This window comes from Nocardioides korecus (assembly GCF_054778395.1).
In genome coordinates this window covers 379,509-391,922 of the sequence record NZ_BAAGZO010000001.1, presented here as the reverse complement: position 1 = coordinate 391,922, position 12,414 = coordinate 379,509, and the positions used below count along the sequence as shown (strand labels likewise).

Sequence of the window (12,414 nt, the reverse complement as noted above, 5' to 3'; positions counted from 1 at the left end):
CGGGTGCGGGGCCGAGCCGGCACGGGGGGCCGGCCGGCCCCGACCTCAGAGCAGACCGGCGACCTCCTCGCGACCACCGCGGTCGTCGATGTGGCGCACGAGCGTCTCGCGGGTCTCCTCGTCGACGTCGATGTCGGCCTCGGCCAGGGCCTTGTCGAGCTCGGCGCGGATGGTCTCCGGGGTCGAGGACTCCTCGTAGGAGCTGACCCGGTCGTAGACGGCCTGGAGGACCTCGACGCGGGGGTCCTCGGAGGACAGGTGGTTCTCGGTCATGACGATGCCTTTCGCAGCTTTTCGAGCAGGGGCTGGGCCACCTCGGCGAGGAAGGCCTCCTGGGTGTCGCCGCCGATCTGGACCAGCGCGACGTCGGTGAACCCGTTCTCCCAGAACGGCCTCACGGCCTCGACGACGGCGTCGAGGTCGGGGCCGCAGGGGATGTTGTCGGCGACGTCCTCGGGGCGCACGAACTGCGTCGCCCCGGCGAACCCCGCGGTGGTGGGGAGGTCGGCGTTGACCGACCAGCCGCCGGCGAACCAGCGGAACTGCTCGTGGGCGCGCTCCACCGCCTTCTCCCGCGACGGGTCCCAGCAGATCGGGATCTGCCCGACCGCGCGGGCGCGCCGACCGACCTCCGGTGCACCGTCGACGGCGTTCCAGCGCGTCACCAGGTCGCCGTCGGGCTCGGTCGCGATCAGGTGGTCGGCCAGCGGGGCCAGCATCTCCACGGCGCGCTCGCCACCGGCCGCGACGCCGATCTCGACCCCGCCCTCGGGGAGGTCCCAGATCCGGGCGGAGTCGACCTGGAAGTACTCCCCGCGGTAGTCAGTGAGCTCACCGGTGTGCAGCTCTCGGATGATCTCGATGGCCTCCTTGAGCATGGCCTGACGGTCCTGGACCGCGGGCCAGCCGGCCCCGACGACGTGCTCGTTGAGGTTCTCGCCGCTGCCCAGCCCGAGGGTGAAGCGACCCTCGGCGAGCAGCTGCACGGTCGCGGCCTTCTGGGCCACGACCGCGGGGTGGTAGCGGATCGTCGGGCAGGTCACGTAGGTCATCAGCCCGACGCGCGAGGTGGCGTGGGCGACGGCGCCCAGCACCGACCAGGCGTACGGCGCGTGGCCCTGCGCCGAGAGCCACGGGAAGTAGTGGTCGCTCATCACCTCGAAGTCGAAGCCGGCGTCCTCGGCCTGCACGGCGTGGTCGACGAGCTGGCGCGGTCCGGTCTGCTCGGTCATCAAGGTGTAGCCGAAGTGCGTCATGGCCTGTCCTCAGAGCCCCTCTCGGGTCGGGGAAGTCGGGTGGGGTGGGTCATGGGGGTCCGTACCCCGAAGCCGGGCGACGACTCGGCCGGTCGCCCGCTGTCCGGCGCTCCGGGGCCGTTCCACACCGCCCGTCTAGGCTCGATCGCGTGCCCGCGACCCCACCCCCGACCGGCTCCGGTGGGCACCCGCTGCGGCGCCGGTGGCGACTGGTCGGACGGCGGCTGGGCCGCACGAGCACCGGGTGGCGCTGGCTGCTGGGGGTGGTGCGGGCCTTCGTGGTCTCGTTCCTGGCGCTGGCGTGCGCGCTGTGGCTGCTGCCCGGCACCCAGGTCACCCGCGGCACCGAGTCGGTCGCGGCCCTGGCCGTGGGAGTCCTCGCCGTCGGTGCGCTGCTGCGCCCGGCCCTGGTCCGCCTGGCTGTTCTGACGGGTGGGCTGGGGCTGCTCCTGGCCGGGCTGCTCGCCCAGGTGCTGGTGCTCGGGGTCGCCCTGGCGCTGGTGCCGACCGTGGAGCCGTTCAGCTACGTCCAGGTCGTGGTGGCCTCCTGGGCCGCCGCGGTCTCCTCGGCCGCGGTGAACTGGCTCTTCGACGCCAGCAGCGACGAGGCGTTCTTCGGCCAGGTGCTGGGCCAGGCGGTGCGCAACACCCACCGGCACGGCACCCCCGGCCGCGGCCTGCTCGTGGTCCAGCTCGACGGCGTCAGCGAGCCCCTGCTGCGCCAGGCCATCACTGCCGGGGCGATGCCCACCGTCTCGTCCTGGCTGCGCTCGGGCAGCCACCGCCTGCGCCGCTGGCACACCGGCCTGCCGGCCACGACACCCGCCGGCCAGGCGGTCCTCCTGCACGGCGACACCACGACCGTCCCGTCCTTCCGCTGGTGGGAGAAAGAGCAGGGTCGGATGGTGGTGGCCAGCTCCCCGGCCGACCTGGCCGCGGTCGAGCGGCGCCTCACCACCGGCCGCGGGCTCCTGGCCGAGGGCGGGGTCAGCGTGTCGAACCTGTTCTCCGGCGACGCTCCCACGCGGGTGCTGACCATGAGCGACGCCCGGGTGCCCGCGCGCGACCGCGGCGCCGCGTGGTTCGCCGTGGCCCGCTCGGGGTTCGCCCGGTCGATCATCCTGTTCGCCGGTCAGATGGTCACCGAGTGGCACCAGGGCCGGCGCCAGCGGCGGCGCGACGTGCGGCCACGCGTGCGCCGCGGCGGCGTGTTCGTGCTCCTGCGCGGCCTGACCACCGTGGTCCTGCGCGACCTCAACGTCTCGGTGGTCTCCGAGCACCTGGCCCGCAGCGCCCCGGTGGTGTTCTGCGACTTCGTGGACTACGACGAGGTGGCCCACCACGCCGGTCCCAGCCGGCCCGAGTCGGTGCGGACCCTGGAGAGCCTGGACCGGGTGCTGCAGTTCTTCGACGAGCTCGCGGGCGAGGTCCGGGCCGACTACGAGCTGGTCGTGCTCTCCGACCACGGGCAGTCCCAGGGGGCCACCTTCACCCAGCTCGCGGGCCGGCCCCTCTCGGAGGTGGTCGACCAGCTCGTGCGCCGGCGTACGCCTCGCGGACGGGCCACCGGCGACGACCGGCCGGTCGAGACCTGGGGCCCCGCCAACGTGCTGCTCTCCAGCGCCACCGGGACCGAGCGGTCGGCCCGGCGGGACGGCTCGACCGGCGGGCGCGGTGCGGCCGACCGGGCCGAGGAGTCCGACCGGCCCGACGAGGTGGTGGTCGCGGCCTCGGGCAGCCTGGCCCACCTCTACCTCACCGACCTGCCCGGGCGGGTGTCCCTGGAGGCCGTCGAGGCCCGCCACCCCGGCCTGGCCGACGGCCTGGCCCACCACCCGCAGGTCGGCCTGGTCCTGGTCCGCCGCGAGGACGGCTGCCTGGTCGCGCTGGGGTCGGGCGGGTGGCGCGAGCTGGTCGCCGAGGACCACGGCGCCCGCACCGCCGGCGGCGAGGGCACCGACCCGGTGGCGGCGTACGGCGCCCACGCGGCCGCGGACCTGGTCGACCTGGACCGGCGCGACCACGTCGGCGACCTGGTCCTGCTCGGCGCGCTCGACCGCGCCCTGGGTGAGGTCGTGGCCTTCGAGGAGCTCGTCGGCTCCCACGGCGGCCTGGGTGGGTGGCAGACCGAGGCGCTGCTGGTGCACCCGGCCTCGTGGGACCTCCCGGGCGGGCACACCCTGACCGGGCACGAGGTGCACGACGCGCTGGTGCGCCGCCTGGAGCAGCTCGGCGTACGAACCACGGCGCGGGAGCAGGAGGGCTCCCGTGGCTAGGCCGCCCAGTCCCCTGGCCCTGACCTGGTGGGGGCACTCGACGGTGACGCTGGAGCACGACGGGGTGCGCGTGCTCACCGACCCCGTGCTCGCCGACCGGATCGTCCACCTGCGGCGCCACGGCCCCACCCCGGGACCCGAGGCCGCCCGCGCCGACCTCGTGCTCGTCTCCCACCTGCACGGCGACCACCTGCACGTGCCGTCGCTGCGCGGGCTCGGCCCGGCCACCACCCTGGTCGTGCCCCGCGGCGGGGCCGCCCTCGCCCGGGGCCTCGCCGTGCGCTCGGTGCTCGAGGCCTCCCCCGGCGACGTCCTCGACGTGGCCGGTCTGTGGGTGCAGGTCGCGGCCGCCCACCACGACGGTCGCCGGCTGCCGGGCTCCCGCCACCGCGGCCCGGCCCTCGGCTTCCGCGTCGCCGGCCCGACGTGGTCGTGGTGGTACCCCGGCGACACCGGGGTCGACCAGGCCCACGCCGACGTCGAGCCCGTCGACCTCGCCCTGGTACCCATCGGCGGCTGGGGCCCGACGCTGGGCCACGAGCACCTCGACCCCGACCAGGCCGCCGACGCCGTGCGCAGCGTGGGCACCCGGTGGGCGCTCCCGGTCCACCACGCGACGTTCTGGCCGCTGGGCCTGCGCCGGGTGCACCGCGCCAACCACCACCGGCTCTTCGTCACGCCGGGGCCGCGGTTCGCCGAGGCGGTGGCGCGGGTGGACCCCGGCGTCGAGGTCCTGCTGCCCCGCCACGGCGAGCGCGTCGTCCTGCCCGCGCGTGCGCGGTCCTCGGGAGGGACCCGGTGAACGAGACCCTGGGGGTGGTCGGCCTGCTCGCGGTCTTCGGCTTCGTCGCCTTCGGGTCGATCATCCCGGTGGTGCCGACCGGCCCGGCAGTCAGCGCCGCCGCGGTCCTGGCCACCGACCGGCACCCCTGGGAGCTGGTGCTCGTGCTGCTGTGCGGGGCGGCCGGCGCCTACGTCGGCGACGTCACGACGTACGCCGTCCTCCGGGTCGCCGGCGAGCCGCTCGCCCAACGCATCGGCTGGCTCAACGCCGAGGACCCGAAGGGCGCCCTGCAGCGGCTGCGGACGGGGATCGAGGAGCACGAGATCCGCTCGCTGCTGCTCTCGCGGCTGGTGCCCGCCGGGCGGATCCCGGTGCTGCTCGCCGCGGCCCTCGGCGGCTACCCCTGGCGCCGCTACGTCAGCGCCGCCGTCCTCGCGACCCTGCTCTGGTCGACCACCTACGCCGTCATCGGTGTCCTCGGCGACACCGTCTTCCCCGACGCCCGGGTCGCGGTCGTCGCCGCCGTCGTCGGGGCCGTCCTGCTCACCCTGGTCTCCCAGGCCGTCCAGCGGCGGCGGGGTCGGTGAGGGCCGTGCGTTTCACCGGTGAACCGGGGAACAGTCACCTCCTCGGGTGATCGTTCGGCCCAACACGTGATCGTTTCCCCGAGAAGGTACGGCCCCGGGACCGAGCACGACCGCCACACCCGTGGGTGGGTACGGCGACGGACCGGGCGCGCGAGCCGTCAGGAGCGGACCGGGCGGAGGTGCTGCTCCCAGTCCAGGTCGATCAGGTCGCCGGGCACGTCGACGACGAGGACGGCCCCGGCCTCGGTGAGCTCGGCCTCGCTGAAGCCGCCGGAGCGCAGCGCCACGCAGGCCAGGCCGGCCGCGGCCGCGGACTCGACGTCCCACGGGGTGTCGCCGACCATCACCGCGCGGGCCGACCCGAGCTTCTCCAGGGTCACCTCGAGCAGGTCAGGCGCGGGCTTGGAGGCCTCGACGTCGTCGGAGGTGGTCAGCAGCGCGATGTCGTCGCCGACGCCCAGGGAGTCCACGGCGTGCGCGGCGAAGGTCGGGTCGCCCGACGAGGCCAGGGCGACGGTCCAGCCCTGGTCGACGAGGTGGCGCAGCAGGTCGCGCGAGCCGGGCAGCGGGTCGACCTCGGCCTCGAGCTCGGCGTACTCCTGCTTCCAGGCCTCGCGCAGCTCGTCGCCCAGACGCTCCTCGACGTCGTCGTCGCTGACGTGGGCCACCAGCTTGTCGCCGCCCATCCCGACCGCGCGGTGCAGCCGCCACAGCGGCAGGTGGATCTCCTGGCGGTCGAAGGCCCGCTGCCAGGCGATGGCGTGGTGGTACGTCGAGTCGACCAGGGTGCCGTCGATGTCGAACAGCAGGGCCGCGTCGCCGCGGTCGTGGGGGGTGGGGGCGGGCATGCCGGTCCGGTGCCCGCGGAGGCACCGGGCAAACGGGGGACGGTCGGCCGGGGATGCGTCGCCCGCCACACATGTGTGTGGCGGATGCGTCCCGGGGAGCGCTGAACGATGCAGCAGCTACACATGTGTGGGGCCGACGCGCCCCGGCCCCCACCACGCCCAGGCCCACGCCGGGGCGCAGGCGCCCCTCAGCGCAGGGTGACGATCGACTTGCCGAGGGTCTTGCGCTCGTCCATGTCCTGGAGCGCCCGGCCGAAGTCCTCCGGGGCGTACGTCGCCCCGATCGGCGGGTCGATCACGCCGGACTCCATCATCGGGACCAGTTCGTCCCACTGCCAGCGCATGTAGCCCGGGCGGGCCATCGCGTAGGCGCCCCAGCCGACGCCGCGCACGTCGACGTTGTTGAGCAGCAGCCGGTTGACCTTGACCTGGGGGATCGAGCCGCCGGTGAAGCCGACGACCAGCAGCCGGCCGAGCGCGCCGAGGGAGCGGAGCGAGTCGGTCATCAGGTCGCCGCCGACGACGTCCATGACGACGTCGACGCCCGCGCCCCCGGTCAGCTCCTTGACGGCGTCGCGGAAGCCGTCGACCAAGACGACCTCGTCGGCGCCGGCCCGGCGGGCGACCTCGCCCTTCTCCTCGGTGGAGACCACGGCGATCGTCCGGGCGCCCATGCCCTTGGCGACCTGGAGGGTGGCGGTGCCGACCCCGCCGGCCGCGCCGTGGACCAGCACGGTCTCCTCCGCCTTGAGGTCACCGCGCACGGCGAGCGCGAAGTGGGCGGTGAGGTAGTTCATCGGCAGCGCCGCACCCTGGGCGAAGCTGAGCGTGTCGGGCAGCGGGAAGACGCTCTCGGCGCCGAGCCCGACCACCTCGGCGGCCCCACCGTTCCCGAGGACGCAGGCGACCCGGTCGCCCTCGGCGAGGCCGGACCCCTCGGGGGCCGAGCGGACGGTGCCGGCGAAGTCGACGCCGAGGGTGAAGGGGAGGTCGGGCTTGAGCTGGTACTCCCCCCGGCTCAGGAGCAGGTCGGGGAAGGAGACGCCGACCGCGTGGGTCTCGACCAGCACCTGCGGGCCGAACGGCCCGTCGGCCGTCGGCTCGGGCACCTCCTCGACCGTGATCGCGGAGGGACCTTCGAGCCGGGTGACCTGGATGGCGCGCATGGGCCGAGGCTAGCGGGGGCGGACCGGGTCGCGTCAGCGGGAGGAGACCAGCTTGGCCAGCTCGAAGTGCATCGGGTCGGTGTAGTGCCAGGTGCCGCCCCAGTCGAAGCCCCACTTCTCGAAGATGGAGACCACGGTGCGGTCCATCCGGCCCACGGTGCCGCGCTGGTTGTCCGAGGCGTTGAGGTCGATGGCGGTGCCGTAGGTGTGGAAGGACAGGCCCTTGGAGGGGTCGCGGGCGATGAAGCGCGGCACGTAGCAGCCGTCGTAGTGGTAGATCTTCGACGACAGCCCGCGGGTGACGACCTCGCCGAGCGCGGCCTTGAGCTGGGGCAGCATCACCCGGTGACCGGTGACGCGTCCGATGATCGGCATCGTGTCGGTGCGGATGTTGGCCGCGACCCACCGCGGGTCCGGACGCACGGTGCCGTCGGGGTTGGCGGAGTAGCTGAAGGAGCCCACCGCTCGTGCGACCGAGCCGCCGGTGAGGAAGGCGGTCTGGGTGGCCTTGATGTCGAGGTCGGGACCGAGGATCTGCACGCTGGCCTTGCCGCCGACCAGCGACTGGAGCTGCTTGCGGATGCTCTGCGGGGAGGCCGAGCCCATCGCGATCAGCAGCGCGTTGTCGCGCTTCATCCCCAGCGGGCCGGCCCACTTCTGGTTGACCACGGCGTCGATGCGGCGGGCCACCGAGTCGTTGAGCAGCTGGGCGTAGGCGCCGACGTGGATGGTGCGCGCGGCGCGCTCGTTGCCCAGCCGCAGGAAGCCGTCCTTGCGCTGCAGGGCCTTGCCGATCGCGGGCTCCACGGCGATCTCCCCCGCGGCGACGCGCTTCCAGACCGCGAGGGTCTGGGCCGTCCCGGGGTTGGTGTAGCGCCAGAACGTGGCGGGGTCGACGGCGGCGTACGTGACCTCCTGCTCGTCGACGTAGAAGGACCCCATCGAGATCACCTCGACGCCCTCGACGCCCTTCAGGCGCCGGATCGCCGCGACCGTGCTGCGGTCCAGGGTCGACTGGCCGAAGACCAGGACGTCGTCGGAGAACAGCGCCCCCGACACCGACCTCGGGGCGGCGACGCGCACGTCGGGGCCACCGCCGACCGCCGGTGCGGTGCTGCTCCCGGGCGTGGCGCCCTGGGCCGCCGGGCTGGCGTCCGTGCCGGACCCGCCGCGTGCGGATCCACCGCCCGTGGTCGTGCGGTCACCGCACGCGGCCGCCACCAGACCGAGGGCCCCCAGGCCCACGACGTCACGACGCGAGAGCTCGCGCATGTCCCCTCATCTCCCCTGGTCACCCCACGCGACCTGTCCCCCCGCGGGTCAGGGACGACCCGCGCACGGCGAGCGTATCCGGCGCGCGGGCGCGGCGGGGCGGCTCAGGCGAGCAGGACCCGCTGGGCGATCCAGGCCACCGTCTGCGCGGTGACCGCGGGCTCGCCGCCGGGCTGCATCACGTGGCTGAGCACCAGCCGCACCACCATGTCGATGAGGAGCTCGAGGACGTCGTCGTCGAGGCCGACGGCGTAGCTGTCGACGTTCTCGCGGATCATCACGCGCGCCGCACCGAGCAGGGCCTCGGAGTTGGTCGTGAGCAGCGGGAGCAGCTCGCTGTCCGCGCCCTGGCGGCTCGAGAGGATGGCGCGGAGCAGGGGGTCGTTGGCGGCCTGGTCCAGGACCCGGAAGGCGGCCGCCTCGATGGCCTCGACCAGGTCGTCGGGGAAGTCGTCGAACGCCGAGTTCACGACCTCGAGGAACAGCTCGAGCTCGCGCATCACCATCGACTCCGCGAGCTGGGACTTGCCGCCGATCTCGTTGTAGACGGTCTGACGGCTGACCCCGACGAGGTCGGCGAGCTTGCCCATCGTCAGCGCCGAGAACCCGTGCTCCGCGGTGAACTGCGAGGCGGCGATCAGGAGCCGGTCACGGTGGGTGACCGGCTCCGGCACCGTGAATCGCGTCGTCGGGACAGGGCTCATGACCGACAGCCTAGTGAGGCCCCCGGTCACGACCCTCATCCCGACGTCGCGCAGGTGACGACCCGCGCTCAGGCGGAGGCCACCTTGTCGTCGCTGACCGGCACGAAGTCGACCTTCTCGCGCACGCCGCAGTCGGGGCAGCACCACGAGTCCGGGACGTCGGTCCAGGCGGTCCCGGCGGCGAAGCCCTCGTGCTCGTCACCGCGGGCGACCTCGTAGGTGTAGCCGCACCCGGGGCAGCGCGCGGCCAGCACCTCGGGCAGCGCGGCAGCGGCGGCGGCCGCCTCGGCCGCGGCCCGGTCCAGGCGCTCCTGCTCGGCGGCCCGGCCCTCGGCGGCGTACCGCGCGAGGTACGTCGCCCGGTGCCGCGGGCTGATGTTGGCGAGGGTGACGTCGCCACCGAAGTGGTCCACGACCCGGCGGTCCATCACCCTGCGCCACACGGGCGGGAGCAGCGCGAGCACGATCATGCCGGCGTACCCCGTGGGCAGGACCGGGGACTCCTCGAAGTCGCGCAGCGTCTGGTAGCGGCGGGTGGGGTTGGCGTGGTGGTCGCTGTGGCGCTGCAGGTGGTAGAGCAGCACGTTGGTCGCGATGTTGTTGGAGTTCCAGCTGTGGCTGGGGTCGACGCGCTCGTAGCGCTGCCGCTCGGCCGGCCCGACCTTCTGGCGCAGCATGCCGTAGTGCTCCATGTAGTTCACGACCTCGAGCAGCGAGAAGCCCACGACGGCCTGGAGCACCAGGAACGGGAGGATCTCGACGCCCAGGACGGCCATCAGCCCGCCCCACAGGACCGCCGACATGATCCAGGCGTTGAGGACGTCGTTGCCGATCCGGAACGGGTGCTGGTCCTTGCGGGCGTAGCGGTGCTTCTCCAGGCGCCAGGCGCTGCGCAGCGAGCCCGAGACCGTGCGGGGCCAGAAGCCGTAGAAGGTCTCACCCAGCCGGCTGCTCGCGGGGTCCTCGGGGGTCGCGACGCGCACGTGGTGGCCGCGGTTGTGCTCGATGTAGAAGTGGCCGTAGAAGCTCTGGGCCAGGGCGATCTTGGACAGCCACCGCTCGTGGCTCTCCTTCTTGTGGCCCAGCTCGTGGGCGGTGTTGATCCCGATGCCGCCGATGCAGCCGATCGAGACCGCGACGCCGATCTGGGAGGCCAGGCCCAGCGGCTCGACCCCGAGCCACTCGGGCTTGGCGATCCAGGTGAAGGCGGCGAGGAAGCCGGCGTACTGGATGGGGAGGTAGGCGTAGGTGATCCAGCGGTAGTAGCGGTCCTGCTCGAGCGCCTCGATGACGTCGTCGGGCGGGTTGGTGCGGTCCAGGCCCGCCACCAGGTCGATGGCCGGCACGACCAGGAGGATCACGATCGGGCCGATCCACACCCACACGCTCCAGCCCGTGAGCTGGGTCATCACGAAGGCGACGGCGGCCAGGGAGGGCACCACCAGGCCGATCAGCCACAGGTAGCGCTTGCCATCGGTCCACCCGGCGACGGACTGCGCCGACACGGTCTCGCTCATCTGAGCCTCCAAGTGATTCGACAACTGACGCTCAGTTGTCAAAGGAATCGACATGAAGGTAGCGATTGTCAAAAGAGTTGACAAGGGACTCGCCGATGTAAAGTCACATGCTGGTCCAACAGCACACCTCGCCCGCCCGCGGCGTACGGCGCTAGGTTGTCGGGCATGGCAGACCCGATCGGCATCGACTTCGGCGGCAGCGGCATCAAGGCCGCGCCCGTCGACCTGAAGACCGGCGAGTTCTCGGCGGAGCGCGAGCGCATCGACACCCCCGAGAAGTCCACCCCGAAGAACGTCGCTGAGGTGATGGCGAAGCTGGTCGGGAAGTTCGACGACGACAAGTCACCCGTCGGCGTCACGGTGCCGGGCGTGGTCCGCAAGGGCGTCGTCGGCTCGGCGGCGAACATCGACAAGGAGTGGATCGGCGTCGACGCCGACGACCTGCTCTCCAGCGCGATCGGCCGCGAGGTCCACGTCATCAACGACGCCGACGCCGCCGGGCTGGCCGAGGCGAGGTACGGCGTGGCGCGCGGCCGCGACGGCCTGGTCATCGTCACCACGCTCGGCACCGGCATCGGCTCGGCCCTGCTCTACAACGGCGTGCTCGTCCCCAACTCCGAGCTCGGCCACCTCGAGATCGACGGTCACGACGCCGAGAAGAAGGCGGCCAACTCCGCCCGCAAGAGCGAGGACCTCAGCTGGGAGGACTGGGCCGAGCGGCTCACGACCTACTTCTCGACGGTGGAGAAGCTCTTCTCCCCCGACCTGATCGTCATCGGCGGTGGCGTCTCGAAGCACTCCCACGAGTTCGTGCCGCTCATCGAGGTCGGCACCGAGATCGTCTCGGCGACCCTGCGCAACACCGCCGGCATCGTCGGCGCCGCGGTCCTCGCCTCCGAGAGCTGAGGCCGCACCTCACCGGGTCGGGACCTCAGTCGCCCATGGTGTCGGCCCAGAGGTTCACGCCGGAGTCGACGGCGTGCTCGTCGATGGCCTTGAGCTCCTCGTCGGTCAGCGGGGCGGCGTCGAGGGCGTCGAGGTTGGTGTCGAGCTGCTCGACCGAGGATGCGCCGATCACCGCCGAGGTGACGCGGGGGTCGCGCAGCACCCACTGCAGCGCGAGCTGGGCGAGCTTCTGGCCGCGCTGCTCGGCGATCGCGTTCAGCGCCCGCACCCGCTCGAGCACGTCGTCGGAGAGCCCGGCAAGGGTGGAGTCCTCGCGGGCGGCGCGGGAGTCGGCCGGGACGCCGGAGAGGTACTTGCCGGTGAGCAGGCCCTGGGCCAGCGCGGTGAACACGATGCAGCCCATCCCCTGCTGCTCCAGCTCCTCGAGCAGGCCGTGCTCGATCCAGCGGTTGAGCATGGAGTACGACGGCTGGTGGATCAGCAGCGGCGTGCCCAGGTCGCGGGCGATCGTGGCGGCCTCGCGGGTCTTCTCGGCGTTGTAGGAGGAGATGCCGACGTACAGCGCCCGACCGGAGCGCACCGCGGTGTCCAGGGCCCGCATCGTCTCCTCGACGGGGGTGTCCTTGTCGAAGCGGTGGCTGTAGAAGATGTCGACGTAGTCCAGGCCCATCCGCTCCAGCGACTGGTCCAGCGAGGCCAGGACGTACTTCCGCGACCCGCCGCCCTGGCCGTAGGGGCCCGGCCACATGTCCCAGCCCGCCTTGGTGGAGATGACCAGCTCGTCACGCAGCCCGGCGAAGTCCTCGCGCAGGTAGCGGCCGAAGTTCTCCTCCGCGCGGCCAAACGGCGGCCCGTAGTTGTTGGCCAGGTCGAAGTGCGTCACGCCGCGGTCGAAGGCCCGCCGCAGGATGGCGCGCTGGGTCTCCTCGGGCCGGTCGGTGCCGAAGTTCTGCCACAGGCCCAGCGACAGCGGCGGCAGCTGGAGGCCGCTGCGTCCGCAGAAGCGGTAGTCGGTGTGCTCGTAGCGGTCCTCGGCGGGCGTGTAGTCACTCATGGGGACCATTCTGCCCACGCCCGCGCGACCGGTGGTGAGCGAGC

12 protein-coding genes are annotated in these 12,414 nt (G+C 73.0%); 4 read left to right on the top strand and 8 right to left on the bottom strand.

What is annotated here, in order from left to right; all coding sequences use genetic code 11:
- Positions 1–45: 45 nt before the first annotated feature.
- A complete protein-coding gene (locus tag ACYVDA_RS01840) occupies positions 46–273 on the bottom strand; it encodes a hypothetical protein (RefSeq protein ID WP_460814357.1) in 228 nt (75 codons plus the stop codon).
- Positions 270–1,256: an LLM class F420-dependent oxidoreductase gene (locus tag ACYVDA_RS01835; RefSeq protein WP_460814354.1), complete on the bottom strand. Its 987-nt coding sequence runs from the start codon at positions 1,254–1,256 to the stop codon at positions 270–272. The genes ACYVDA_RS01840 and ACYVDA_RS01835 overlap by 4 nt, the downstream gene beginning before the upstream one ends.
- A 149-nt stretch (positions 1,257–1,405) precedes the next feature.
- On the opposite strand from ACYVDA_RS01835, the gene ACYVDA_RS01830 reads away from it, so the two are divergent.
- The 3 genes from ACYVDA_RS01830 to ACYVDA_RS01820 are packed head-to-tail and all read left to right on the top strand — an operon-like array spanning position 1,406 to position 4,903.
- Positions 1,406–3,532 carry an alkaline phosphatase family protein gene (locus tag ACYVDA_RS01830; RefSeq protein WP_460814351.1) on the top strand — a complete coding sequence of 709 codons (2,127 nt, stop codon included), beginning with the start codon at positions 1,406–1,408 and terminating at the stop codon, positions 3,530–3,532.
- A complete protein-coding gene (locus ACYVDA_RS01825) occupies positions 3,525–4,334 on the top strand; it encodes an MBL fold metallo-hydrolase (protein WP_460814348.1) in 810 nt (269 codons plus the stop codon). Before ACYVDA_RS01830 ends, ACYVDA_RS01825 begins: the two co-directional genes overlap by 8 nt.
- Positions 4,331–4,903, top strand: coding sequence for a DedA family protein (locus tag ACYVDA_RS01820; RefSeq protein WP_460814345.1), 573 nt, complete (start codon positions 4,331–4,333; stop codon positions 4,901–4,903). The genes ACYVDA_RS01825 and ACYVDA_RS01820 overlap by 4 nt, the downstream gene beginning before the upstream one ends.
- Positions 4,904–5,061: 158 nt before the next feature.
- Here ACYVDA_RS01820 and ACYVDA_RS01815 read toward each other — a convergent pair whose 3' ends face one another.
- From ACYVDA_RS01815 to ACYVDA_RS01795, 5 genes are all read right to left on the bottom strand, one after another.
- Complete coding sequence (locus ACYVDA_RS01815) at positions 5,062–5,751, bottom strand: HAD family hydrolase (protein ID WP_460814343.1); 690 nt, start codon at positions 5,749–5,751, stop codon at positions 5,062–5,064.
- A 188-nt stretch (positions 5,752–5,939) separates the two neighbouring features.
- Complete coding sequence (locus ACYVDA_RS01810) at positions 5,940–6,917, bottom strand: NADPH:quinone oxidoreductase family protein (RefSeq protein WP_460814341.1); 978 nt, start codon at positions 6,915–6,917, stop codon at positions 5,940–5,942.
- A gap of 33 nt (positions 6,918–6,950) precedes the next feature.
- Positions 6,951–8,189, bottom strand: coding sequence for a M15 family metallopeptidase (locus ACYVDA_RS01805; RefSeq protein ID WP_460814336.1), 1,239 nt, complete (start codon positions 8,187–8,189; stop codon positions 6,951–6,953).
- Between the two features lie 104 nt (positions 8,190–8,293).
- Positions 8,294–8,893 carry a TetR family transcriptional regulator gene (locus ACYVDA_RS01800; RefSeq protein WP_460814334.1) on the bottom strand — a complete coding sequence of 200 codons (600 nt, stop codon included), beginning with the start codon at positions 8,891–8,893 and terminating at the stop codon, positions 8,294–8,296.
- Positions 8,894–8,961: 68 nt separating this feature from the next.
- Positions 8,962–10,410 (bottom strand): fatty acid desaturase, encoded by a 1,449-nt coding sequence (locus tag ACYVDA_RS01795; RefSeq protein WP_460814332.1) that lies wholly within the window; start codon positions 10,408–10,410, stop codon positions 8,962–8,964.
- A 165-nt stretch (positions 10,411–10,575) separates the two neighbouring features.
- Between ACYVDA_RS01795 and ppgK the strand changes: the two genes are divergently transcribed.
- Positions 10,576–11,316 carry a polyphosphate--glucose phosphotransferase gene (ppgK, locus tag ACYVDA_RS01790; protein WP_460814330.1) on the top strand — a complete coding sequence of 247 codons (741 nt, stop codon included), beginning with the start codon at positions 10,576–10,578 and terminating at the stop codon, positions 11,314–11,316.
- Positions 11,317–11,341: 25 nt separating this feature from the next.
- On the opposite strand, the gene mgrA is transcribed toward ppgK, so the two are convergent.
- The gene (gene mgrA, locus ACYVDA_RS01785; protein WP_460814327.1) at positions 11,342–12,370 is read right to left on the bottom strand and encodes an L-glyceraldehyde 3-phosphate reductase; all 1,029 of its coding nucleotides are present in this window, start codon (positions 12,368–12,370) and stop codon (positions 11,342–11,344) included.
- Positions 12,371–12,414 lie beyond the last annotated feature (44 nt).